Source organism: Saccharothrix sp. CB00851, from assembly GCF_001905065.1.
Lineage (GTDB): Bacteria > Actinomycetota > Actinomycetes > Mycobacteriales > Pseudonocardiaceae > Actinosynnema.
In genome coordinates this window covers 119,656-143,392 of sequence record NZ_LWLC01000023.1, presented here as the reverse complement: position 1 = coordinate 143,392, position 23,737 = coordinate 119,656, and the positions used below count along the sequence as shown (strand labels likewise).

At 71.7% G+C, this 23,737-nt stretch carries 22 protein-coding genes; 12 read left to right on the top strand and 10 right to left on the bottom strand.

Features of this window, described 5'->3' with window-relative positions; genetic code table 11:
- Positions 1-648, top strand: a complete 648-nt coding sequence (locus tag A6A25_RS22105; protein WP_073893244.1) for an NUDIX domain-containing protein — start codon at positions 1-3, stop codon at positions 646-648.
- Between the two features lie 101 nt (positions 649-749).
- Positions 750-1,724: a heme-binding protein gene (locus A6A25_RS22100; RefSeq protein ID WP_083668550.1), complete on the top strand. Its 975-nt coding sequence runs from the start codon at positions 750-752 to the stop codon at positions 1,722-1,724.
- A gap of 45 nt (positions 1,725-1,769) precedes the next feature.
- On the opposite strand, the gene A6A25_RS22095 is transcribed toward A6A25_RS22100, so the two are convergent.
- From A6A25_RS22095 to A6A25_RS22075, 5 genes are all read right to left on the bottom strand, one after another.
- Positions 1,770-3,056 carry a ferritin-like domain-containing protein gene (locus tag A6A25_RS22095; RefSeq protein ID WP_073892868.1) on the bottom strand — a complete coding sequence of 429 codons (1,287 nt, stop codon included), beginning with the start codon at positions 3,054-3,056 and terminating at the stop codon, positions 1,770-1,772.
- Complete coding sequence (locus tag A6A25_RS22090; protein WP_073892866.1) at positions 3,053-3,859, bottom strand: HvfC/BufC N-terminal domain-containing protein; 807 nt, start codon at positions 3,857-3,859, stop codon at positions 3,053-3,055. Before A6A25_RS22090 ends, A6A25_RS22095 begins: the two co-directional genes overlap by 4 nt.
- Complete coding sequence (bufB, locus tag A6A25_RS22085; RefSeq protein WP_073892864.1) at positions 3,849-4,685, bottom strand: MNIO family bufferin maturase; 837 nt, start codon at positions 4,683-4,685, stop codon at positions 3,849-3,851. The genes A6A25_RS22090 and bufB overlap by 11 nt, the downstream gene beginning before the upstream one ends.
- The gene (locus A6A25_RS22080; RefSeq protein WP_073892862.1) at positions 4,685-5,389 is read right to left on the bottom strand and encodes a hypothetical protein; all 705 of its coding nucleotides are present in this window, start codon (positions 5,387-5,389) and stop codon (positions 4,685-4,687) included. The genes bufB and A6A25_RS22080 overlap by 1 nt, the downstream gene beginning before the upstream one ends.
- Positions 5,390-5,595: 206 nt before the next feature.
- Positions 5,596-6,522 (bottom strand): TIGR03564 family F420-dependent LLM class oxidoreductase, encoded by a 927-nt coding sequence (locus A6A25_RS22075; protein WP_073892860.1) that lies wholly within the window; start codon positions 6,520-6,522, stop codon positions 5,596-5,598.
- A 102-nt stretch (positions 6,523-6,624) separates the two neighbouring features.
- Here A6A25_RS22075 and A6A25_RS22070 point away from each other — a divergent pair, with 102 nt between their 5' ends.
- Together A6A25_RS22070 and A6A25_RS22065 are read left to right on the top strand one after the other, a co-directional pair.
- The gene (locus A6A25_RS22070; RefSeq protein WP_073892859.1) at positions 6,625-7,206 is read left to right on the top strand and encodes a TetR/AcrR family transcriptional regulator; all 582 of its coding nucleotides are present in this window, start codon (positions 6,625-6,627) and stop codon (positions 7,204-7,206) included.
- A gap of 1,020 nt (positions 7,207-8,226) precedes the next feature.
- Positions 8,227-10,200, top strand: coding sequence for a hypothetical protein (locus A6A25_RS22065; protein WP_073892857.1), 1,974 nt, complete (start codon positions 8,227-8,229; stop codon positions 10,198-10,200).
- A 321-nt stretch (positions 10,201-10,521) separates the two neighbouring features.
- Here A6A25_RS22065 and A6A25_RS22060 read toward each other — a convergent pair whose 3' ends face one another.
- On the bottom strand, positions 10,522-12,840 hold the full coding sequence (locus A6A25_RS22060) for a tetratricopeptide repeat protein (RefSeq protein ID WP_158073788.1): 2,319 nt from the start codon (positions 12,838-12,840) through the stop codon (positions 10,522-10,524).
- Between the two features lie 204 nt (positions 12,841-13,044).
- On the opposite strand from A6A25_RS22060, the gene A6A25_RS22055 reads away from it, so the two are divergent.
- Positions 13,045-13,488, top strand: coding sequence for a hypothetical protein (locus tag A6A25_RS22055; protein WP_073892854.1), 444 nt, complete (start codon positions 13,045-13,047; stop codon positions 13,486-13,488).
- A gap of 82 nt (positions 13,489-13,570) precedes the next feature.
- Here the strand turns inward: A6A25_RS22055 and A6A25_RS22050 are convergent, their stop codons facing one another.
- The 3 genes from A6A25_RS22050 to pdxR all read right to left on the bottom strand — a co-directional run bounded on the left by A6A25_RS22050 (position 13,571) and on the right by pdxR (position 16,701).
- Positions 13,571-14,422 (bottom strand): alpha/beta fold hydrolase, encoded by an 852-nt coding sequence (locus A6A25_RS22050; RefSeq protein ID WP_073892853.1) that lies wholly within the window; start codon positions 14,420-14,422, stop codon positions 13,571-13,573.
- 85 nt (positions 14,423-14,507) lie between these two features.
- The gene (locus A6A25_RS22045; RefSeq protein WP_073892851.1) at positions 14,508-15,242 is read right to left on the bottom strand and encodes a hypothetical protein; all 735 of its coding nucleotides are present in this window, start codon (positions 15,240-15,242) and stop codon (positions 14,508-14,510) included.
- A 67-nt stretch (positions 15,243-15,309) separates the two neighbouring features.
- A complete protein-coding gene (pdxR, locus tag A6A25_RS22040; RefSeq protein WP_241828843.1) occupies positions 15,310-16,701 on the bottom strand; it encodes a MocR-like pyridoxine biosynthesis transcription factor PdxR in 1,392 nt (463 codons plus the stop codon).
- Positions 16,702-16,747: 46 nt separating this feature from the next.
- On the opposite strand from pdxR, the gene A6A25_RS22035 reads away from it, so the two are divergent.
- The 7 genes from A6A25_RS22035 to A6A25_RS22005 all read left to right on the top strand — a co-directional run bounded on the left by A6A25_RS22035 (position 16,748) and on the right by A6A25_RS22005 (position 22,614).
- A complete protein-coding gene (locus tag A6A25_RS22035; protein WP_073893241.1) occupies positions 16,748-17,689 on the top strand; it encodes an aldo/keto reductase in 942 nt (313 codons plus the stop codon).
- 104 nt (positions 17,690-17,793) lie between these two features.
- A complete protein-coding gene (locus tag A6A25_RS22030) occupies positions 17,794-18,480 on the top strand; it encodes a response regulator transcription factor (RefSeq protein ID WP_073892850.1) in 687 nt (228 codons plus the stop codon).
- The gene (locus A6A25_RS45655) at positions 18,458-19,792 is read left to right on the top strand and encodes a HAMP domain-containing protein (RefSeq protein WP_073892848.1); all 1,335 of its coding nucleotides are present in this window, start codon (positions 18,458-18,460) and stop codon (positions 19,790-19,792) included. The genes A6A25_RS22030 and A6A25_RS45655 overlap by 23 nt, the downstream gene beginning before the upstream one ends.
- Positions 19,677-20,342: a peptidoglycan-binding protein gene (locus tag A6A25_RS22020; RefSeq protein ID WP_241828869.1), complete on the top strand. Its 666-nt coding sequence runs from the start codon at positions 19,677-19,679 to the stop codon at positions 20,340-20,342. Before A6A25_RS45655 ends, A6A25_RS22020 begins: the two co-directional genes overlap by 116 nt.
- On the top strand, positions 20,339-21,031 hold the full coding sequence (locus A6A25_RS22015) for an ABC transporter ATP-binding protein (RefSeq protein WP_073892845.1): 693 nt from the start codon (positions 20,339-20,341) through the stop codon (positions 21,029-21,031). The genes A6A25_RS22020 and A6A25_RS22015 overlap by 4 nt, the downstream gene beginning before the upstream one ends.
- Complete coding sequence (locus A6A25_RS22010) at positions 21,028-22,242, top strand: ABC transporter permease (protein WP_073892844.1); 1,215 nt, start codon at positions 21,028-21,030, stop codon at positions 22,240-22,242. Before A6A25_RS22015 ends, A6A25_RS22010 begins: the two co-directional genes overlap by 4 nt.
- Before the next feature lie 90 nt (positions 22,243-22,332).
- Positions 22,333-22,614, top strand: coding sequence for a hypothetical protein (locus A6A25_RS22005; RefSeq protein WP_073892842.1), 282 nt, complete (start codon positions 22,333-22,335; stop codon positions 22,612-22,614).
- 720 nt (positions 22,615-23,334) lie between these two features.
- On the opposite strand, the gene A6A25_RS44190 is transcribed toward A6A25_RS22005, so the two are convergent.
- On the bottom strand, positions 23,335-23,655 hold the full coding sequence (locus A6A25_RS44190; RefSeq protein WP_073892839.1) for a hypothetical protein: 321 nt from the start codon (positions 23,653-23,655) through the stop codon (positions 23,335-23,337).
- Between the last annotated feature and the right edge of the window lie 82 nt (positions 23,656-23,737).

The following is a 23,737-nucleotide window of genomic DNA, read 5'->3' as shown; positions in this document are numbered from 1 at the left end:
ATGATCGAGTCGACCCTGGTGTCGGTGGACGTGCTGGCGCTGCGCTTCGACCCGCAGGCGCGCGCCGTGCTGCTCGGCATCGCGCCGCGCGCGCTCGAACCGTTCGCCGGTGAGCTCGCCCTGCCCGGTGTGCTGCTGGGCAAGGGCGAGCGGCTGCGTGACGCGGCACGGCGCGCGGTGACCGGCAAGCTCGGCGTGCCCGAGGACGCGATCTCCGCCTCCGGCCAGCTGACCACGTTCGACGAACCGTCCCGCGACCCGCGCGGCCCGACGTTGTCGATCGCCCTCTGGGCCACCGTCGACCCGGCGAAGCTGACCGGCGACGGCCCGACGTGGACACCGCTGGCCGACGTGCCGCCGCTGGCGTTCGACCACGACCGCATCGTCGGTGACTGCCGCCCGATCCTGGCCGGCCACCTGTGGCGCGACACCGCGTTCACCGCCGGTCTGCTGGGCCGCGAGTTCACCACCGCGCACGCCCTGGACGTCACCGAATCCCTCACCGGCGACCGCCCCTACCCCGCCAACCTCGGCCGCACCATGGAACGCGTCCCCGGCCTGGAACGCACCACGCAGCACGCCGCCGCCCTGCCCAAGGGAGGCCGGCCGCCGTCGGTCTGGCGCTGGACCTCGTCTCCGATCGTGTGACGTGAAATGCGACGACGGGTGACGCCTCCGGGGTTCCCTTGATCCGCGTGACGGCGACGGCCGACCATGCCTCAGGGGGCCGAGAACACCTGGAGCGCCTGATGCCACTGAAGGCACAAATCGCGGACCTGTCACGCTTCCAGCAGCTGCTGATCGGCACGTGGACGAATCAGAACCTGCCCGGCACCACCAAGGGCGACCAGACCAACCCGTACTCCTACAACGTCATGCCCCTGCCGCAGCAGTCTGCCCAGAACGGGGCGAACTACGGGTACATCCTCAAGAACTTCACCTACTACGAGACGATCGTGTTCAAGGGCATGGAGGACGTCGCCAGTCCGGTGGAGGCGCCGAACCGGGGCGGCACCTACCAGCAGTCGCCGTACGTGCTGTTCTACGACCAGCAGATCCGCTTCGCCGAAGGCCCCGGCATCGACACCATCGTCCACGAGGAGAACGGGGCGTGGCTCCACCTGGTGACGGAGAAGCAGCAGATCGGCCCCTACCCGTACCCGACGGACAACCCTGCCCTGGAACCGGGCGACCCCGAGCCGCAACCCCCGACCCAGACGATCTGCAAGCAGATCTCGGTGCCGCACGGTGTCTCGGTCCTCGCCCTGGGCAGCTGCACGGACGGCTTCTTCGCACCGCTGATCCCCGACGCGGAACCGCCCCTGCCAACCCCCGGTGGACTGGACACCTCGCCGTACCAGGCGACCCTCACCGCTCCGGACAACTACCAGAACCCGCAACCCGAGCTGACCGGTCAGATCAACCTGCCGCTCCAGGCCGCGATCGTGGACCTGGTCGCGGCGGGTCACCCCATCACCGACTACATCCACTGCCAGGTCGACACCGGCAACGGTGGCGCGGTGATGAACATCCCGTTCGAACAGCGGCGGGCCGCGATCTCCGGCTACGCCGCAGACTACTGGCTCATGTCACTCGACGGCGGGAACAACTACGACATCCTCGCCTACACGCAGCGGATCATCCTCGACATCCTGATCGGCGAGCAGCACTACACCTTCCCGCACCCGACCTCCAACGTCCTCACCAGGCTGAAGGCGATGTGACGCCACCCAGGCCGCGGCGGGCACTTCCCGCCGCGGCCACGCGAGCTAACGGCCGGCGCCCAAGTCCCTCGGCATCTGGTCCTTGATCAGCCAGTGCACGCTGTTGTCCCCGCCGAGCGCCGGGTAGGACGGCAGCACGCGCTCGCACAGTTCCTGCAGGTGCCGGGTCATCGGCACGTCGTCCGGGAACTCGTAGAACTCGAACGTCGGCGCGGCCTGCTTGCCCTTGTGCGGGCCCTCCTTGATCGGCGTGCGGACCAGCTCCTTGATCACCCCGAACAGCACGCCCTGCATCGCCGCGACGAACTGCCGCTCCAACCCGTACCGCCGGCTCGTCGCACCGGGCTTCACGTCCTTCCCCGAGGTGCGGTACATCTCGTCGAGCATGGCGAGCACGTAGGTGTAGGCGGCCGACGCCAACACGCCCAGGTCGCGGACGTGGCCCGTCTCCGGGTAGTCGGCCACCCTCGGGTTCTCCGGCACCGGGTGGACGTCGCCGATCAGCTCCCAGCCGTCGGCGATGCGCTTGAACTTCACGTAGTGCGGCGCCTCGAACAGGCCCGTCGCCAGGTCCGTCTTCGGGTCCGCCGGGTCGAGCGGCACCACCTGCTGGTCCGGGTCCATGCCCTCGCCCTGCTCCACGATCACGTTGATCGCGGTGAGCGCCGCGTGCAGGTCGTTCACGATGATCGGCGCGCCACCGCCGCCCTCGTTCCAGTAGGTGTTGGTGTACTGCAGGTCCAGCCGGTTGTGCTTGACCAGCTCCAGCTCCTGCTCGTTGGGCGGGCCGAGTCGGGTGGGCACGGTGGGATCGATACCGCACAGCCGCTCGAAACCGTCGAAGATCGCCTTGTAGAACTGCCCGATCGTCTGGTACTCCCCCGACTGCTCCGGCGCGCCCACCTTCGCCGGGAGTTCCAGCGGCATGAAGACGTCCCGCACCAGGTCCGTGGTCAACGGGGCCAGCTTCAGCTCGAGCCGCGGCACCCGGTGCAACATGTCCGAGGGATACGCCGGGATGAACGCCGGGTCCTGGAACTTGATGTGGTCGCCGCGACCGATGGCCACGATCAGGTTGCGCACCAGGGACAGGTGCAGCATCTCCTCGACCACGACGCTCTTGATCAGCCGGAACGCGCCCGGCCCCGCCGACCACTGCGACACGTTGTCGGTCTTGATCGAGTACGCCGCGTACAGGTACAGGGGGATGGTCGACAACTCCAGCCGGGCCGCGTCGTAGAGGTGCGAGAACAGCGAATCGACGGAGTCGATCGGTTGGTCGGCCTTGGGAACCCGGTACCCTCCGGGCACAGCGGTGTGGGTGGTGGTCATCGGTGCGACGTCCTTCCGTTGATTCCGACGATCAGTCGATCGGCCGTCCAGGCGCGCAGGCACGCGTCGGTCTGCCCGGGGGTCAAGCCGGCGTCGTCACCGGCCCGGCCCAGCGGCGTTCCGGCTCGCAGCGCCGCCAGCAGCCGGTAGCGCGGTTCGTCCAGTTCGGCCACGGTCACCACGAAGTCGGTGCGCCCCAATACCATCCGGACCTCACCCGCCTGCGGCAGCGGCGGGTCCTGCCCGGCGCGCACCGCGACGGCGAAGGTGTGCACCGGGAAACTCGCCCGCACCAACCGCAGGCATTCCACAGTGGACACGAGGGTGTCGGCCCAGCCCGGGTCGCCGAGCGCCGGCGCGGGCGGTGGTGGTTCGCGGAACTCCGCACCGGCCGCGGCGTGCGCCTCGGTGAAGGCGCGCTCGAAGCGGACGACGTCGTAGAGCAGATCGATCCACGGCTCCCGCTCTCCGGCGGCCAGGTCCGGACGACCGGCGGCCAGGTGGTCCGCGAACCCCGCGCCGAGCGCCTCCAACGTGTAGCTGCGCGACGGGCGGGCCGCCAGGTACTCCCGGGCGAACTCCTCGAACAGCTCCGCGCCGAGCAGGTGCCGGGCGACCGGGTAGTGCGCGCTCAGGCAGTCGACCAACCGGGAGCGGTAGCCGTGCTGGTAGATCGCCAGCCGCCGCGCCGCGGGCAGCCGTGACGTCGTCACCACCACGTCCGCCACGTCACCGGCGCCCGCCGGGTCCAGGATCGCGCCCTGCAACCAGGTCTGGAGCAGCCGCAACCGCTCAGCCGACACGGGCCGTCCGCTCCCGGGCCTTGTCCAACTCGGCGGTCAGGACCCTGAACGGCGGGATCCGGTCGTCCCACTCCAGCAGCACCGACACCGGCGGCAGCAGGCCGGTGGTGAACTCGTACAGGTCCCACACCGGGTCGGCCACCGGCTGGTCGTGCGTGTCGATGAGGTGCGTGCCGCGGTCCGTGTGGCCCGCGAGGTGCACGTACACGATCCGGTCGGCCGGCAGCGCGCGGATGTAGTCGTACGGGTCGAACTCGTGGTTGACGGCCGACACGTAGACGTTGTTCACGTCCAGCAGCAACCCGCACCCGGACTCCTCCGCCAACCGGGCCAGGAACTCGCTCTCCGGCACGGTCGACTCGGTGAAGCCCAGGTAGGTGCTCGGGTTCTCCAGGACCAGCGGACGTTCCAGCACGTCCTGCGCGACCCGGACGCGGCGCACCACGTGGCGCAACGACTCCTCGGTCAGCGGCAGCGGCAGCAGGTCGTGCGTGTTCAGCCCGAGGACCCCGGTCCAGCACAGGTGGTCCGACACCCACGCGGCGCCCACCCCGGTGGCCAAACGTCCCACCCGGCGCAGGTAGTCCAGGTCGAGCGGGTCGGTGCTCCCGATCGACAGCGACACACCGTGCAGCACCACGGGGAACCGCTCGGCGACCTGGTCGAGCAGGTACCGGGCGTAACCACCGTTGTCCAGGACGTTCTCCGTGATGACCTCGAACCAGTCCACCCCGGACGGTCCCCGGAGCACCTGGTCGGCGTGGCGCGAGCGCAGCCCGACGCCGAAACCCAGCTCCGGCAGGCCGAGCCGGTCGGGTGCCGGCATCAGAGGCGGCCCACGTAGCGCGGCAGCATGCCGGCCTTCCCGGACTCCTCGGCCTGCTGCCCCTTCCGACCCTTCTTGGCCTTCCCCGGCTTCTCGGTCCTCGGGGTCACGATGGGCCTCGCGTTCAGCGTGGCGAAGAGCTGCGCCCGATCCGTTTCGTACGGCGGCACCTTGTCGTTCGAGTAGCCGATGCCGGGCGCCGGGTTGAACGCGAGGCCGGCCGACCACATCCGCGTCTCGAACCGGCTGCGGGCCAGCTTCCACACGCTGGTGCCCTTGAACGGACCCGCCGACGCCACCCGGCACTCGTTGATCGGGCTGGCGCAACTGCCGTTGGCGGCGCACGACTGCTCGCCCGGCTTGGTCTGCTCCAACTCGCTGCCCGCGTAACCACAGCCGCCCTGGCCCCGGCACTGGTTGTCGCCGTGGCAGACGTGCAGCGCCGTGGCACAGGTGCCCTCGCCGGGCAGCTTCGCGTTGCCGGACTCGTCGTGGCCCTTGCAGGCGTTGAGCCCCATGCACACGTGCAACTCGAGCACCGGCGCGGTCTCGGCCGTGGTCAGGCCGTCCCGCGGCCCACCTGCCTCGTGGCTGCTCTCCCGCAGTTCCCGCCCCGCCGGTCCACCGGTCAGGAACAGCGCCGCCTGGTCCGCCGACATCCCGTCACGGCCGTTGCCGCCGGGTCCATCCTGCTTGCCACCCATCTTCGCGACCACCTTCCCCAGTGGAGCGCCACCCGGCCCCGAACGGAACCGACCCAATCCCTTCTACACCGCCGATATGCCGAGGGCCGGGTGAAACCGCACCCCACCCCGATCAGGGAGTGAGCGTCATCAATTCGAGGTCGGCAACCATCACGTTCAGTGAGAAGACTCCCCGGTAGTGGCTCGCGAACGTTCCACCGGACCGCTCAGGCGTGCGACACGGAGTCCGCCAGTCCGACGAGCAGGTCGACGGTGCGGTCTTGTTCGTCGGCGGTTCCGTAGGGTGCGGCGAGGAATTCGGTGACGCCGGCGTCGCGGAACCGGGCAAGTGCCCGTGCCACTTCGGTTTCGGTGCCGACGACGGCGACGTCCTGTGGTCCGGTCGCCCCTTCCCGGTCGAGGGTCGCGCGGTACTCGGGCACTTGGGCGGCGAGCGCGAACTGCTCGGCGATGCGGGTCCGGACGTCGTCGGCCGCGTCGGTGACGCACACGGGCAGGCCGGCGACGACCCGCGGGGCCGGTCGTCCGGCGTCGGCCGCCGCCTTGGTGATCAGGGGAACGACGTGCTCACCGAGGGCTTTCGGTCCCGTCATCCACGTCACGGCGCCGTCGGCGAGTTCGCCCGCCAGGCGCACCATGCGCGGCCCCATCGCCGCGACCAGCACCGGCGGCGCCGGCACCCCGGAGGGGACGGTCACCGCCCCGAGCGCCGTGAGCGTCTCGCCGCGGTAGTCGACGCTGTCCCCGCGCAGCAGCGGGCCGAGCACCGTCAGGTACTCGCGCATCCGCTGCACGGGCCGGTCGGTGGGCAGGCCGAACGTTCCCGACACCATCGCGCCGATACCCGCGCCCACGCCCAGGGTCAGCCGTCCCGCCACCGCCGCCTGCACGGTCAACGCCTGCCCGGCGAGCACCAACGGGTGGCGCTGCGGAACGGGGACCACGGCTGTGCCCAAGGCGACGTCGGCGACGGCCGCTCCGGCCACCGCGATGGTGGTCAACGCGTCCCAGCCCAGCGCCTGACTGGACCACGCCGTGACGAAGCCGCCGTCAGCCGCCACCCGCACCTGCTCGACCACCGCGTCCAACGTCGCAGGACCGCGCACGTCACCGACCGCCAGACCAATCCGCATCCTTCGCCCCCTCCGCACCACCCTAAATGGGGCACCCACCCCACTTACGCGGCACTACGATACGGGGGCACCACCCCACTTAGCCAGGAGGTTGTCCCACCGATGGCAGAGAACCCCGGCTCACCGGCTCGACGGCGGGCCGACGCACGCCGCAACCGCGACAAACTGATCGCCGCCGCGAGTGACGTGATCGCCGAAACCGGACCCGCCGGATCCCTGGAGGAAATCGCCCGCCGCGCCGGCGTCGGCTCCGCCACCCTGCACCGCCACTTCCCCCGCCGCGCCGACCTGCTGGAAGCCGTCCTCCGCGACCGCGTGCAGGCGTTGTGCGCTCGCGCAGACGACCTGCTGACAGCACCGAACGCGGGCACGGCTCTGGTGACCTGGCTGCGTGCGGTCGTGGCGCACGCCGCCACCGCACGAGGGCTCGGGCCGGCGCTGACGGGCTACGACGCCGATCCGGGATTCTCGCCGCACACCTTGATCCGGGAAGCCGCGCGCCTACTCCTCGCCCGCGCCCACCAGGAGGGCTCGGTCGATCCGGGCGTCACCGTCGACGAAGTCCTGCACCTCGCCAACGGCATCTCCCTGGCCACCGAATCCCTCCCGGACCCGGCACGACGCGCCGACAGGCTGGTGGCACTCGTCGCCGACGGACTTCTGCGCCGCGCCACCGGCCAGTGACAGCGCCACCGGCCAGTGACAGCGCCACCGGCCAGTGACAGGTCGGCCGCTCCGGACCAGGTCACTCGCTCCGGACGGCGACGCAGGGCGATCGCGCGGCAGAGCGCGATCGGGCGCGTGCGGCAGAGCGCGATCGGGCGGGTGTCGCACTGGCGTGCGAGGGTCCGTACCCCTTGCTGGCCACCGGAACCGGCGGCCCGAGGACGAGATCGACCACGCCCTGGTCGCGATGCCCCAAAGCCGTCCAAAGCCGACAGCTCGGGTGCCGCGCCGCCGCCTCCTTCTTTCCCGGCAACGAAATCGTCGGCGGAAAAGTTGCCGGACCTGATCGCTGGACCGGGTGAATCCAGCGCCCTCAGGACATCCGGCGCCCTCGGGACTCAGGACCCACGGTACCGCAGGCCGCGTGGCAGCAGGGTGTCGGTAGGGAAGGGTGGGCTGGAGAAGCACGCCAGTCCGGTCGACGTCGTCCAGTCGACGATGACGGGGATGCGCGCGTGCGATGTCACAGTGGCGAGGTTGGTCTGCGCGGGCCGCAGGTCCGGTCCGCGGCGCCGGCCGCCCTGTGGAGTCGGAGTTCGGCTGGCCTGCGGGTCCATTCCTCCGGTACCGGCAGCACGTCGCACGGGTGTGGCACCGACGTGCGGGTGCGCCACTGCTGTTCGCCGTCAGGCGTGGTGTCGTGTACGAGGACGCCGAGGCTGCCAGGAGTTCGACTAGTTCGTCCACGGTCCCGGGCACCGCAGGCCCCGCCTGCGGCGATTGCCATCTCGGGTCCGGCGCGTGCTCCGGCCCTGGATGTACTTGGCCGTCGAGGTTGTGACGGCGGCTGCATCACTGACTGTTACTGTGCGTACACACGTGGGTCGTTGACGTGACGCCAGGGGGATTGGGGCGGCTATGACAGGACCGGAGTGGCCACAGCAGCAGCCGTTCGCGCAAGCTCCGCCCGATGAAGGGGTGGGCACGCGACCAGCGTGGCGGCGTCAGAGGATGGTGTTGGGCGGTGCCGGGCTGGTAGTGGCGCTGGTGGCCGGGCTGGTCGTCTGGCTGTCGTGGCCGACTGGCTCGGCGGACCCCGGCGGTGCTGCGGCGTCCGCGTCAGCTGCGCCGCCGGCCGAGGTCGGGGCGGCAGCGGCGGACGCACTACAGGCGTGGTCGGCGGTCCAGCTGACGGTGACCTACCGGCCTGGCATTTTCGGCGAGCAGGACCCGCCGGTGACCGAGGCCGACCTGACGGTCACCGCAGACGGACAGGCCGCGGGGACGCTGCGGGAGCCGGAGGTCGGGTCGGCGGACGCCGCATGGTCCGAGGGGCAGTTGTACCTGCGGGGCGATCCCGAGTTTTGGGCGCAGCAGGGTCCGCAGTACGCCAACGTTCTGTCCTCCGCCGGCCGGTGGGTGAAGCCGGAGAAACGCTCGGGCTACTACATGTTGGACAACTTCGGGGTGGACGCGGGCACGATCACGCCCAAGGCGCTGGCCGAGTTGGTGCGACAGGTCACCTCCGACCCGGACGTGCAGCGGGACGGGCCTTGGCAGACCCCGGACGGCCACGCGGCCACGGCATACACGGCACGAGGGTGGACAGTGTTGATCGGCGACGAGGCACCGCACGCAGTGCTGGCCTTGGGTGGGGACCCGCACGCGGGCGGCAGCCCGATCCACCCCGCCGCGTGGCGTCCAGCCGGGCCGATGGTGGCTGGCGCGGCGGTCTACCGGCCGCAGCAGGCTGATACTCCGGACACTGACGACACCCGGCCCTACGTGTCGATGGCGCCTCGGCAGGCCACGCAAGACAAGGCCGACGCCACGCGTTCTGCGGTCGCCTCCGCCGCCGCCGAAGCCGTGACCGACGACGAAGCCAACCGACCAGGGGGCCGGCCGGCACCAAGCGGGCCGGAGTTCGAGATCAACAGTCTGAACCCGTCGTTGTGCACCACGCCGACCTGCACGCACACCGTCGAGGTCACCAACTCCGGCGGGCAGGCGGCCGACGCGACCCTCTACACCAACGACCCCGGTGACCCTGGTGCGCCGTCCCCGCTAGGCGTCCTCGCGCCGGGCGGGTCCAAGCAGGTGACCTTCACCCACACCAACCTGGCGCGGGGGACGGGCGGGACGGTCCGCTACACGGTGAACGCGTGGGTGTACTCCTCGGCACTGTATGGCCCCGACCCCGATGTCACCGAGCGGCTGCGGGCCCGGGGCCTGCAGCCCGACAAGCAGTCCGAGCTGAGCAGTATCGACGTGCCGCAGCGGCCCGAGGCCACTCGCCTGTTGGATGCGATGACCAAGGACACGCCGGCGTCGGGCACGGACGCCGTGAAGGTCAACGCGTCCGCGTTGAAGGCCCTCGACCGCGCGAACCGGAGCGGGCAACTGCCGCTGTGGGCGAAGGTCGTCGACTCCGGCAGACTGCAGAACCCCGGCGACCTGCGCAGGAGGATCAACGAGGCCGGAGGCGAAGAACTCGGCAAAGACAACATGAAAAACAAACGCCGCCAGTTGGAGCACGTCGTGCATCTGCTCCGAACCGATCCGACCGCACGGGTCTGGTACGACGGGAACTACACCGCCGACGACGGTAACCAGTACCACGCCGACGAGATCTACACCAGCACCAAAGACGGCAAGACGGTCAAGCGCTGTGTCCAGATCAAGTCCCTGACGAGCTTGGGCAGCCTGGGCACACACATGCGCGATGGCGCCCGGCAGCTCAACGGCCTGAAGGACGGCTCCGACGAGAACTGCCCGCCGGGTTTCGAGCGCGTCCTGGTGATCGAACTGGAGCACAACGTCGGGCCGGGAATGGAGTACGGGGGCATCCGTCCCGTCGTGGAGGCATTCCTCAAAGCCGACAAGAACCAGCAAGCCCGCCAGAACCTCTGTGGCTCCGACAGGACCAACCTCGTGGACCGGCTCGTGGTCGTCAACGGCGCCGGAACCCACGAGTGGACCGACCTGGGCAAGACCCTCGGAGTCCCCTGCTGACCCGACGCCGGCGCGGGATCCGACCTGCGCCGGCCATGCCCTGCTCGGCGGTGCGAGCGAAGCCTGGTCGACCAAGCAGTACGCACAAGTGCGCTGGGTGCCCGACCCGTCGTGCAACTCGCCAACCACCAACTGCCGACGTACCACACAAGCCTCCACCCGGGGACGCCCGCACACCACGCAGTCCCGTACCAGGTCGGTAAAGAGGCACGCCAGCTTGAGGACAAGCCGTCCCGCGAACGTCACGAACACCCCATCGGGTGGTCGGAAAACATCAGGGGAAGAAGGGGGTGTGGGTGGGGAGGCTGGACTGGACGCGCGTCACGCACGCGCACGCCAGAAAGCCAGGTGCTCCCGGGTGGCACGGGTGTCGGGGTGGTCGGGGCCGAGGACGCGGATCTGGTCGTGCAGGAGTTGTTCGGTCTCGGCCACGGCACGTGCCACGTCGCCGCAACCACCCCGCACGGTCGCCAGGTTCCCGCGGGTCGTCAGCGTTCGGGGGTGGTCGGGGCCCAGCACCCGCGTCCTGTCCGCGACGAGCTGCTCCAGTCCCCGTGCCACCGCCGGCAGGTCGCCGAGCCTGGTGCGATGCCGCAACAGGGCGCTCCGGGTGCTCAGCGTGTCGGGGTGATCCGGCCCTCGTAGCCGGATGTTGTCCGCGAGCAACAGTTCGAACTCGGCCACGGCACCGACCACGTCCCCGGCCGCACCCCGCCACTTCGCCAGCTCGTGCCGGCCGGTCAGGGTGTGGGGGTGCGAGCTGCCGTGCACCCGCTCCTGGTCCGCGACCAAGCGCCGGAACTCGACCACCGCACCCGCCGGATCACCGGCCTTCCCCCGGCAGCGCGCCAGCTCGTGCCGAACGGTCAGCGTGCCGGGATCGTCCGCACCGCGCACCCGCTCCCAGTCGGCGAGGAGGCGTTCGAACTCGGCGACCACGCTCGCCTCCCCTTCCGCATGGCCCCGCCACAGCGCACGCGTGTACCGGGTCGTCAACGTCTGCGGATCGTCCTCCCCCAGCACCCGGCGCTCGACCTCCCACTGCCGGTCCAGCTCGGCCACCGCACCGGCCAGGTCACCGGACTCACCCCGCCAGTACGCCAAGTTGTGCCGCGTGGTCAACGTCGTCTCGTCCTCGGGTCCCGCTAATCGCACGCGGTCGGCGAGCAGTCGTTCCAGCTCGGCGACCGCGCCCGCGACGTCACCCGAGTAACCCCGCCAGGTGCCCAGCTCGCCGCGCAGGGTGAGCGTCGTCGGGTGATCCGCGCCGAGCACCCGGGCGGACACCGCGGACGTGTGCTCGAAGTAGTCCCGCGCGGAACCGGCCAGACCGGCCTCGCCCAGGCTCCGGCCGTACCGGTGCAGCACGGCGTGCCCGCCTCCGCTCCAGAGAGCGGGCTGCGCGTGCCGCATCAGCTCGGCGGCGTTCGCCCGGAGCGCTTGCCCCAGGAGGTGGTCGCGTTCGATCTCCGGCCAGCTGTCGAGCAGCGCCTGGGCCGAGAAGCCGGCGATCAGGGGTCCTCTCTCGATCGCCGCACGGGTCGCGCGCTGCACGAGCGCGTGGACGCGGAGGCCGAGTTGGGGTTGTGCCTGGTCGGTGTCGGCGAGGCTCAGCCGACGCAGCACCTGCACGGCGCGCAGGGCATCCTCCGCGGAAACCTGCCGGTCGGCGCGCACCCCGAGGTAGGCCAGGGTCACCGGAGTGGTCACCACCGCCATGGGGATCCCGTTGGGATCGAGGAACGACAGCAACTCCAGCAACGGCCGCGCCACGCCCACCGGCGCCAGCTCGTCGGCCCGTTCGACCGACAGCGCCCACGTCCGGTCGACCGTGTGCCGGTGCTCGTCCGGCAACGCGTCCGGCGCGACGTCACGGCCCGCGCGGAACTGCCGCACGTACTCCGCGCAGGTGATCTCCACGTCCTGCACGAAAGCCGCCGCCTGTGCCAGGGCCAGCGGCAGCCCGCCCATCTCGGCGACGAGGTCCGCGGCGCCGTCGAGCAGGTCCGGCCGAGCCACCTTCGACCGCAGGTAGGCCATCGACTCGGCCGTCGTGTACGGGTCGACTTCCACGATCCGCCGGTCGGTGCGGCGCAACGCGGCGTCCCGGCGTCGGGTCGTCACGATCGTGCGGCCTCCACCCGGTGGCCAGAGGCCGTGCACGTGCCCGGGGTCCTGGACGTCGTCGAGCACCACGACCCAGCGGCGGTCGGTGGTGGCCAGCCAGTTCACCAACGCCGGGGCCGCCGCCGCGGGGTCGTCGTCGCGCGCGGCCCGTCCGATCGCCCGAGCGGCCTGCGCGTAACCGGCGACGATCGCGTCCCGGTCCACGGCCGTGATCCACACCGCCAGGTCGACGGCCGGATCGGTCCACGACGCGCGGACGTGCCGGGCGGCGACCTGGGTCTTGCCCACGCCGCCCATCCCCGTGATCACGGTCGTGGCCGTGTCGGCGAGGCCTTCCCCGACGGCACGCTCCTGGTAGCAGTCGGCCACCATCGGCACCGTGCCCACCCGCACGGGCCATCGCACGCCGGTGGCCGCGTAGTAGTGGTTGGTCTGCTGGTTGCCGGAGCCGATCTGCACCCCGGTGCCGCCTTCGACGCGGACGACCCGCGGCTCGGGTCGCGGCTCAGCCACCATCGGCCACCTCACCCCACGGCACCTCATCACCGTCAGTGATCAAACCTAACAGCCGTGGTCGATGCCGATCCAGTGCCGCACCCCGACCGGTGGACCAATTTCGGTCAACACTGAAGTTATCGTGAGCACAAAGTAGCGACGAGACTCGACAGTCACTCGAACGGGTACTCCCCGGTTGTCCATCCGACCAAGGAGGCCGAGATGCAGCCGCTCCCCATCCCCTTCGCCCCGTGGGTCTGGCGCAACGTCGCGGAACTGCTCGACCGGCGCGACACCGACTCCCCCGAAGCCGACGAGGCTACCCGGTCCGCGGATCGCCACGACCGCCCGGACATCGGCCTGCTCGGGTACGAGGTCGAGGCGCTGGACGGCTCGATCGGCGAGGTCGACCGGTCCAACGCCCGGGTGCCCGCCGACTGCCTGCTGGTCGACGCCGGCACGTGGCTGTCCCACCGGAAGGTCGTGCTGCCGGTGGGCGCCGTCGCCGAGGTCGACCACGACGCGAAGAAGGTCCACGTCGACCGCACCAAGGAGCAGGTGCGGCAGGCGCCGGAGTACGACCCGGACACGTTCGACGCCGACGACTACCGGCAACGCCTCGGCGACTACTACACCGAGAGCTACCGGGCCGCGCCGCCGTCCTGATCACGGTGACCCGACCGGGAACGGGGATCCACAGTGGACCGCATGCCCGGCGGCCGAGCGCGGTCGCCGGGCACGCGCGAGGTCAGGCGCCCAGTTCCATGATCCGGGCCGCCACCTCGGCGGGCGCTTCCAGCGGCAGCATGTGGCCCGCGTCCTCCACCACGACCGACTCGCCGCCGACCGCCGCGGCCAGCGCCTTGGCGTTGGACTCGGGCACCAGCCGGTCCTCGTCGCCGACGATCGCGATCACCGGGCGTTCACCGGCGACGGTCAGCGCCGCCTCCCGGTCGTACCGGTCGACCGCGGGCCGGAACAGCGCGATGGTCTCCGGCCAGTGCGACCACACCATGTCCGCGGTGAGGTCCACGTCCTCCTGGCGCGGCTCGTCGCCGAACAGCCACCAGCGCAACCCGGCCGTCTTCGCGGGCTCGATCTTCTCCCGCACCGCGCGCACCAGCGGCCCGAACGCGCGTTCCAGCTCGCGGACCAGCTTCCCCAGCGCCTTGGGCCACGCCAGCGACGTCTCGGCCAGGTCCGTCGCCGCGGTCGAGACGAACACCACGCCCGCCACCCGCTGCCGGTACAGGCGGGGACGGCGTTCGGCCATCGCCATCGCGGCCATGCCGCCCATCGAGTGACCGGCGAGGACGACCCGGCCCTCGGGCACCAGTCGTTCGACCAGCTCGCCGAGGTCGTCGCCCAACCGCTCGATCGTCGCGGAGTCCTTGTCGGCAGGCGAGGACGTGCCGTGGCCGCGGTGGTCGTAGGCGATCACCTGCACGGATGCCGGCAACGCCGCCACGACCCGGTGCCAGCTGCGGTGGTCGAGCGCGTAGCCGTGGGCGAGCACCACGGTCAACTCGGCGTCGGGCGGGCCGCTGCGTGCCACGTTCAGCTCCGTGCCGTCCTCCAGCCGCAACCGTTCGGTCGCCATGGCCGCTGCCCCTTCCGTCGTCGGACGTCTACTTGACCAACGAGTAACAACGGCCGACGTCACGCCGATGCCGCAACCGGCAGCCTCAAGACCAGTCGTCCTCCCGGAGCAGCCGCAGCCGGCGGTCGAGGAGGGTGGCGAAGTCGTGCGGGTGCCCGACGACCAGTTCGAGGTCGTGCCCGGCGGCGGTGCGGATCACGACCACCTCGCCACCGGGCGCGGCGGGTGTCTCGGCCACCCACACGTCGGTGATCCCGGCCAACGGCAGCTCGCCGCCGGAGACGTCCGGGGTGGACGGTCCGGTGACCACGTGCCAGCGCAGCAGTTCGCCGTCGAAGTCGGCGTGCGCGAGCACGGGGTGCCCGGTGACGTTGCGCACCTGCTGCGATCCGCTGCGCACGCCGAGCGTGGTTCCGGCGATCGCGCCGCCGACCTCGTCCAGCAGCACCGCCTTCGCCTTCGTCACCAGCACACCGGCGACCGCGGTGGCGATGACGGTGGGCACGGCGAGCAGGACGTGCCGGGTGAGCAGGCCGACGCCGAGCGCCTGCGCCGCGCCGGTGTACGCGACCAGCCCCGCCCACCACCCGGGCCGGTGCACGTAGCCGCGCCCGACCAGGAACCACACCGACACCACGCCGCCGATCACCAGCAGGAACCACCCCACCACGACCACACCGGACCAGGGCGCGACCAGTGCGACGGCCAGGCTCACCGCGGGTGGGGCGAGGAACCCGAACAGGATCAACGCCCGCACCCGCGCCCACCGCCGCTCGAACTCCGGCCGCACCGACGCGTGCACGCGAAACGGCATCCGCACCCCGCACCACCTCCCGGGGTCAGCGTAACGTCACGATTTCGCGGCTATCGGGTACGCACGGTGATGATCAGCGGGTCAGGACCTCACCCAGGAGCGCCACGGCCGCGGGGATCTCGGTGTCGCCGATGTTGCCGTACCCGAGGACGAGGGCGCGGCCTGGCGATGGCGTCACGCGGTAGTCGTCGAGGTCGGCCAACCGCAGTCCCGCGGCGGCCGCGGCGCGGACCGTGCGGCGGGTGTCGGTGCCGTCCGGCAGGTGCAGCAGGACGTGCAGGCCCGCGGCCGTGCCCGAGGCGCGGGCCTGCGGCAGCCTGGTCGCCAGGGTGGTGAGCAGCAGGTCGCGGCGGGTGCGGAAACGACGTCGGGACGCACGCAGGTGGGCGTCGTACCAGCCGCGGTCGATGAACGTGGCCAGCGCCAGCTGGTCCAGCACCGGTGGGGCGGCGGCCACCGGGTTCGCCGCCCGCAGCGCCGGGACCACCGGGGCGGGCGCGACCAGCCAGCCCAGGCCCAGCGCCGGCGACAGGGTCTTGCTGACCGTGCCCAGCAGGAAGACCCGACCGGGGTCCAGGCCCTGCATCACGGCGACCGGGTGGTGGTCGTAGCGGAACTCGGCGTCGTAGTCGTCCTCGATGACGAACCCGTCCACCTCGCGTGCCCAGCGGATCAGGCCCGCCCGACGCGCCGGTGACAGCACCGTGCCGGTCGGGAACTGGTGCGCCGCGCCCACCACGACCGCTCGGGCCGGGGTGGGCGCCAGGTCGTCCACGCGGAGGCCGTCGTCGTCCACCGGCACGGGGTGCACGCGCAGACCGGCGCTGGACGCGGCGGCACGCAGGCGAGGCCAGCCCGGGTCTTCCACGGCCAGGTCCGTGATCCCCTCGGCGCGCAGCGCGCGGCACGTGCGGGCCAGACCGTCGGTGACACCGGCGCACACCGACACCGACGCGGCCTCGGCGTCCGCACCACGGGAACGCCGCAGGTACTGCGCGAGGGTGGCGCGCAGCACGGCGTGCCCGGCCGGGTCCGGCAGGTCGAGGTCGTAGTGGCCGGCCGAGCCGATGACCGACCGCACGGCGTCCGCCCACCGCCGCCGGGGGAACGCGCGCAGGTCGGGCAGGCCGGGCGCGAGGTCGTAGCGGACGGCGGGCCCGGCCGGGGTGCGCCGCGCGCGGGGTTTCGCCGCCGTCCGGGGCGACCACGATACGCGCGTCGCCGAACCCACCCGCGCGGCGAGGTAGCCCTCCGCGACGAGCTGCCCGTAGGCCTCCGTCACGACCCAGCGCGAGCAGCCCAGCTCCTCGGCCAGCGCCCGGCTCGGCGGCACGGCGTCACCCTCCGCCAGCCGACCGTCCCGGATCGCGGTGCGCAACCCGCGCGCCACCCGGTCGTGCAGCCGGCCCGGCCCGCCGACGTCCACCAGCGTCGCCCACGCGAAATTGGTCTGGGAAACAGCCACGGGATTGGAGCGTAGTGCCGGGCCGAATCGCCCTAGCGTGGTGGACATGGTTGAGAAGCTCGCCCTGGGTGCGATGTTGTTCGGCACGGTGACCGACGAACGCCGGTCGTTCGAGATCCTGGACCGCTTCGTGGACGCGGGCGGTGTGTGGATCGACACCGCGAACTGCTACTCGTTCTGGGAGGACGCGAGCGGCTTCGGCGGGCAGAGCGAGGTGTTGCTGGGACGCTGGTTGGCCAGCCGGCCCGGCGTCCGCGACCGCGTCCGGATCAGCACCAAGGTGGGGTGCGAGCCGACCGAGGCGGGGCGGTTCCCGGAGACCGCCGAGGGCCTGTCGGCCGGTGTGATCAAGAACGGGATCGAGGGCAGCCTCCGGCGGCTCGGCACGGACCACGTCGAGCTGTACTGGGCGCACAAGCCCGATCCGGTGACGCCGCTGGAGGAGACGGTCGCCGCGTTCGACGAGCTGGTGTCCGCGGGCCTGGTCGGCCGCCTCGGCGGCTCCAACTACCCCGTCTGGCAGGTCGAACGGGCCCGGCAGATCGCCCGGGACCGCGGCGGCGTCGGCTTCACGGCCGTGCAGCAGCACCACACCTACCTGCGACCGCGCCCCGGCACGCAGCCCATGGTGGTGCACCGGTTCGGGGAGGTCAGCGACGAGGTGATCCACTACCTCGAACACCACCCGGACATGGCGCTGTGGGCCTACACCCCGCTGCTCAGCGGCCGCTACACCCGCGCCGACAAGCCACTGCCCACCGAATACGACCACTCCGGCACCACCAACCGGCTCAAGGTCCTGGACGAGGTCGCCGGCGAAACCGGCACCAACCGCAACCAGGTGGTGCTGGCGTGGCTGACCGGCGGCAACCCGGCCGCCACCCCGATCGTCGGCGTCAGCACGGTCGAGCAACTGGACGACGCACTCGCCGGGGCGGTGCTGGAACTCACCGATGAGCAGCGCCGGCGACTGGACGCGGCGGCGTGACGGCAGGGTTCGCCGGACCCGGGGGTTCCGGCGAACCCGACCCCGGCGGCGGACGTCCGGACCACGGGGGCGATCATGGCACGGGTTCCGAAGGGAGGCACGCGATGTGCGCCTACGTGCTCGTGGCCGAGGACGATCCCAAGCAAGCCGAGCTCGTGCGCCGGTACCTCGTCCGCGAGGAGCACTCCGTGCTGGTCGTGGCCGACGGACGGGCGGCGATCGACGAAGTGCGACGGACCCGACCCGATCTCCTCGTCCTGGACGTGATGATGCCGAAGGTCGACGGCATGGACGTGTGCCGGGTGTTGCGCCGTGAGTACGACCTGCCGGTGCTGATGGTGACCGCGAGGGTCGGTGCCGACGACAAGCTGCTCGGGTTCGACCTCGGCGCGGACGACTACCTGACCAAGCCCTACGACCCACGCGAACTGATGGCCCGGGTGCGGTCGTTGCTGCGACGCGCACAACGCCCGACCGCGCCCCGGATCGGCGACCTCGTCCTGGACCCGATCCGGCACGAGGTTCGTGTCGGTGAACGCCGGGTCTTGTGCACGCCCGCCGAGTTCCGGCTCCTCGCGACCCTGGTCGCGGCACCGGACCAGGTGTTCAGCCGGGGGCAGCTGGTGGAGCAGGCGTTCGGGTTGGACGGTCACATCACCGAGCGGACGATCGACGTCCACGTCCGCAACCTGCGCAAGAAGATCGAGGCCGACCCGCGGGAACCGGAGTACCTGCGCACGGTGTACGGCATCGGCTACAAGATCACCGATGGTCGTCGGCTCGGCGGCTGACACCCGGCGGCGGTACGGGCTGCGGGCACGGCTGGTCGCCGGGACGGTGCTGGTGGCGATGTGCTCGATCGCGGCGACGGCGTGGCTCTCGGTGCAGAGCACGACCGGGATGATCCAAGCCGAACAGGGCCAGAACCAGGCGACCGTCGCACGGATCTACGACCGTGTGCTGTCCTACGCGGCGACCCATCCCGGCTGGGACGGCATCGCGCCGGTGCTCGCGGACCTGAGCCGGGAGACGGGCCAGCGGATCGGGCTCACCACCGGCAACCGGGTGCCCATCGCGGGCGCGTTCGGGCCGGACGACCCACCGCTGCCATCGACACCGGCCGCGGTGGCCGATCCGCTGGCGGTCGACATCACCCTGGCCCCGCGGGCCGCCGACGACCGGATCGACCCGCGCGCGGTCGGGCCGTTCCGGCTGCTGCCGACCGAACGGGCGCAGGTCAAGGCGGAGGCCGAGGCCGCGGCACGGTGCGTGCGAGCCGACGGCGGGTCCGCCACGGTGGTCGAGTCGGCGAGCGGGCGGTCCTTCGTGCGCGCACCCGGCGGGCTCGGTGACTGCGACCGCACCGGTGTCGCGGAGGACTCGCCGGTGCGGAAGCCGCAGGCCACCGAAGCACAGGCACTGCTCATGCTCAACAGCTACCTGGACACCTGCTTCACCGACCGCGCCGCACGCGGCTCCCCCGCCCTGCTCACCGGGTCCGGCGGCTTCGTGCGTGCCGACGAGGGCACCGACCAGCAGCTCTTCTTCGAGTGCCTGAGCTGGGGCAGGCACCTGCTGCTGACCCCCTACGTCACGCCCGCCGCGCTGCTGTTCGTCAGCGGGCCCGCCGTGGTGGGGCTGCCCGCGGCGGGCACGACCCGGATCGTCCTGGCCGCCGCGGTCGTGCTGGTCCTGACCGTCGGGGTCAGCATGCTGCTCGCCAGGCCCGTACTGCGCTCGCTGCGGGTGCTGACCTCGGCGACCCGGCGGATGCGGTCCGGCGACCGCGCGGCCCGCGCCGACGTCGGCGCCCGGGCTGACCTGACTGCCCCCGATCGGCACGGTGGTCGACCGGGGCGAGAAGCTGTACGAGGTGAACGCCCAGCCGGTGCCGCTGCTGTTCGGCGACACCCCGCTGTACCGCACGATCGAACGCGGTGTGACTCCCGGGCCGGACGTGGCGCAACTGGTCGACAACCTCCGCGCACTGGGCTACCGCGACCCCGGCGAAGGCGACGTGTTCACCGAGGACACGCGGAACGCGGTCAAGCGCTGGCAGAAGAACAACGGGTTGCCCGAGACCGGCTCCCTCGCCGTCGGTGACGTCGTGATGCTGCCGGGCAAGCTCAGGGTCGCCTCGATCGTGGCCCAGCCCGGCGCCCCGGCGGCGGACGACGTGTTGACCTACACGCGCGTCGAGAAAGTGGTGTCCGCCGGCCTGGACCCGCGACAGGTCGACGTCGCCGCCGTCCGTCCGGGCGACAAGGTCACACTGGGTCTGCCCGGCGGAACCGACACCACCGGCACCGTCAGCGCGGTCACGACCGCCGCGGACTCCGGTGAGGGCACCTCCGGCCAGGGCGAGCAAGCACAGCAGGTCGCGACCGTCACGATCGACGACCACAACGCGGTCGCCGGGGTCGACTCCGGTTCGGTCCAGGTCACGGTCGTGACCGCGACCCGCGCGAACGTGCTCGCCGTCCCCGTGACCGCGCTGCTGGCCCTCGGCGAGGGCGGGTACGCGCTGCAGGTCGTGTCCGCGGAGGGCGATACCCGGCTGGTCGGCGTGCGAACCGGCATGTTCGCGAGCGGCCTGGTCGAGGTCACCGGCGAAGGGCTCGGCGAGGGCGTGCGCGTGGTCCGGGCGTCATGACGGTGGTGTTGGCCGTCCGGCACGTGACCAAGGTCCACCCCGGCGGCGTACGGGCGCTCGACGACGTCTCGCTGACCGTCGAACAGGGTGAGCTGCTGTCGATCGTCGGCCCGTCCGGGTCCGGCAAGTCGACGCTGCTGCACCTGATGAGCACCCTGGACCGCCCGAGCAGCGGGACCGTCGAGGTGGGCGGGCAGGACGTGGCGGAGCTGTCCGATCGCGGGGTGTCCGCACTGCGGGCCCGCCGGATCGGCCTGGTGTTCCAGCAGTTCCACCTCAGCGACGGGCTCACCGCGGCCGAGAACGTGGCGACCGGGCTGCTCTACGCGGGCGTGCCCCGGCGCCTGCGCCGCCGGCTCGCGGTCGCCGCCCTGGAACGGGTCGGGCTCGCGGCACGGACCGGTCACCGCCCGCACCAGCTGTCCGGCGGAGAACGCCAACGCGTCGCCATCGCGCGCGCACTGGTCAACGAGCCGGCGATCGTGCTCGCCGACGAGCCGACCGGCGCCCTCGACACCGCGACCGGCCGGCACGTGCTGGCCTTGCTCACCCGGCTGAACCAGGACGGCACGACCATCGCCGTCGTCACCCACGACCGCGACATCGCCGCCTCGCTCCCGCGCCGGATCACGCTGCGCGACGGCCGCGTCCAGTCCGACATCCGGCTCGGGAAAGGAGCCATCGAGTGAAGCGGGAACCGGCCGCGCCGGTCAGGCTCAGCCCGGTCGACCTGTTCGGGCTCGGCCTGGTCGGCCCGAGGACCCGTCCGCTGCGCGCCCTGCTCGCCGCGCTGGGCATCGCGATCGGCATCGCGACGATGGTGATCGTGACCGGGATCCCGGCCTCCGGCCAACGGGCCCTCGACCGGCAACTCGCCGCGCTCGGCACCAACCTCCTGCGCGCACAGGCCACCTTCGACCAGCTGACCCAGGAACTCCCACCGGTATCGGAGGACGCGGCCGCGATGGCCGCACGGATCGGGCCGGTGGAGCACACGAGCGCGGTCGCCAACACGCACGCGCAAGTACGTCGCTCCGACCGCATCCCGCCGGAGCACTCCTCGGGGTTGACGGTGCTCGCCGCGCGCAGCGACCTGCTGACCGCCATCGGCGCCCGGGTCGCCTCCGGCCACTACCTCACCGACGGCACGTCCGCCCTGCCCGTGGTCGTACTGGGCGACAAGGCGGCGACCCGGCTCGGCATCACCGACCTGCCGCCCGGGTCCGCCGCGCCGACCGTGTGGCTGGGCAACCGGTGGTTCACGGTGATCGGCGTGCTCGCCCCGATCCCCCTGGCGCCCGACGTCGAACGCTCCGTGCTCGTCGGCTGGCCCGCGGCCCGACAATGGCTCGACTTCGACGGGCACCCGACCGTGGTGTACGTCCGGGCACGGGAGTCGCAACTGGAAGCCGTGCGGTCCGTCCTGGCCGCGACCGTGTTCCCGGAGAACCCGGCACGCATCGAGGTCAGCCGCCCGTCGGACGCACTGGCCGCCAAGAGGATCGCGGAAACCACGTTCTCCGGGCTCTTCCTCGGCCTCGCCGGGGTGGCACTGCTGGTCGGGGCGATCGGCGTGGCCAACACCATGGTGATCTCGGTGCTGGAGCGCAAACGGGAGATCGGGCTCCGCCGTGCCCTGGGTGCCACGCGAGGACAGATCCGCACGCAGTTCCTCACCGAATCCGTCGTGCTGTGCCTCTTCGGCGGGTTGGCCGGGGTGACGATCGGCGTCCTCGGCGCCGCGAGCTACGCGGCCACTCGCGGCTGGCCGGCCACCATACCGCCGCTCGCCGCCGTGGGCGGTGCGGGCGCGGCGGTGCTCATCGGCGTTCTCGCCGGCCTGTTCCCCGCCATCCGAGCGGCACGCCTCACGCCGACCACAGCGCTGGCGGCGACGTAATCCGCCTCGCCCGACCCGCGTTCCCTGTTGATCACCAGGTCTTCAGGCTCTCCGAGCCTGTTGTCGAACAAACACCCACAAGGAGAATGCATGCTCCGCAAGTTCGCGGCGGCAGTAGCGCTCGTCATCGCCGCGCTCACCCTGTCCGCCGGCGCCGCCACGGCCAACCCCGGCACCGGCGGGGCCGGTGGCACGACCATGCCGGTGGCCGGCAACCCGCCGAAGGCCACCACCCCGTACTACTACGCCTGGTACACCAGCGGAACCGCCGCCCAGCTGGTGTGCGTGACCAAGCTCAGCCAGGGGGTGTGGAAGGCCTGCGCGGTCCAGGCCAAGCCCGGCGGCATCTACTACCTGTGGTTCGGCCTCTGACCGGTCGGCACGGTGATCACGCGAGCCGCGGTGCCCACAGTGGCACCGCGGCTCGTTCGCCCGGCCTCGGCCGGGATCGGGGTCACCAGGTGACCGCCTGCAGCACCAGCACGTCCTCGTCCTCGTGGCCGCCGGCGCTCTCGGTGTCCACCGGGAAGACGAAGGCGTTCGCGCCGGTCACCTGGTCGCAGACCACGTTCACCCAGTTGTCCCGCCGGTAGCGCGGCCCCTTGGCCTTGATGGCCTCCAGCGCACCGGCGACGAAGTCGGGACCTCCTTCTTCGTCGAAGGGGCGCGACGCCCACTCGGCCGCGTGGCTCCAGCCGCGACCACAACCATGCTGACGGCGTACGTGAACGCGTCGGGATCGGAGTCGTCGTCGCGGCAGGGGTGGGTGCCCACGTAGACGGGGTGCTTGCCCGGGGCAAGGCCGTAATAGCACCACCCGCCGTCGATGTACCCCGGGGTCACCAGGCTGACCGGGTCCTCGACCACGACGAGGTCACCGGCGTAGTCGAACCACTGGGGCCGTACCGCGTGCGAGCACTTCGCGGACTCGGGCGCGGCCCACCCGGTCACGCGCACAGCGTGCGTCGGTGGACAGTTCTCCCTCACGGCGTCCGGTTCCGGCGTCCCACCGCAGCACGGTGCCGTCCCTGCCGCCGCTGACGAACTGCGCCCGGCCACCGGTGATCGGGCCGCGATGCGGAGGCTTGATCGTCAACAGCGGGGTGTCCACAGGTTGATCGTCCACGAAGGACGATCTTCATCGGCCTCCCCGACGACGGTGACCGGCCACCCCGGGTCGTCGGGCTCATCGACCACGAACGGGCGTTCTGGGGTGACCCGGCGGCCGAACTGGTCTCCCTGGCGTTCGGCGGCGACGCCGGCCCGGGCAGCGACCTCGTCACCGGGTACACCGAGGCGGGCGGCGTCCTCGACTTCACCCCCGCCTTCCGGCACCGCCTGGCGCTGTACCACCTCTACCTGGGCCTGCTGCTCGTGATCGAGTGCGGCCCCCGCGGCTACGGCCCCGACCACGTGGCGTTCTGCCGCGGTCTCCTCGCCGACTACCTCACCGGACTGCGGGCGTTGGGGTAGGCGCTGCCGCGGAGAGGCGGCC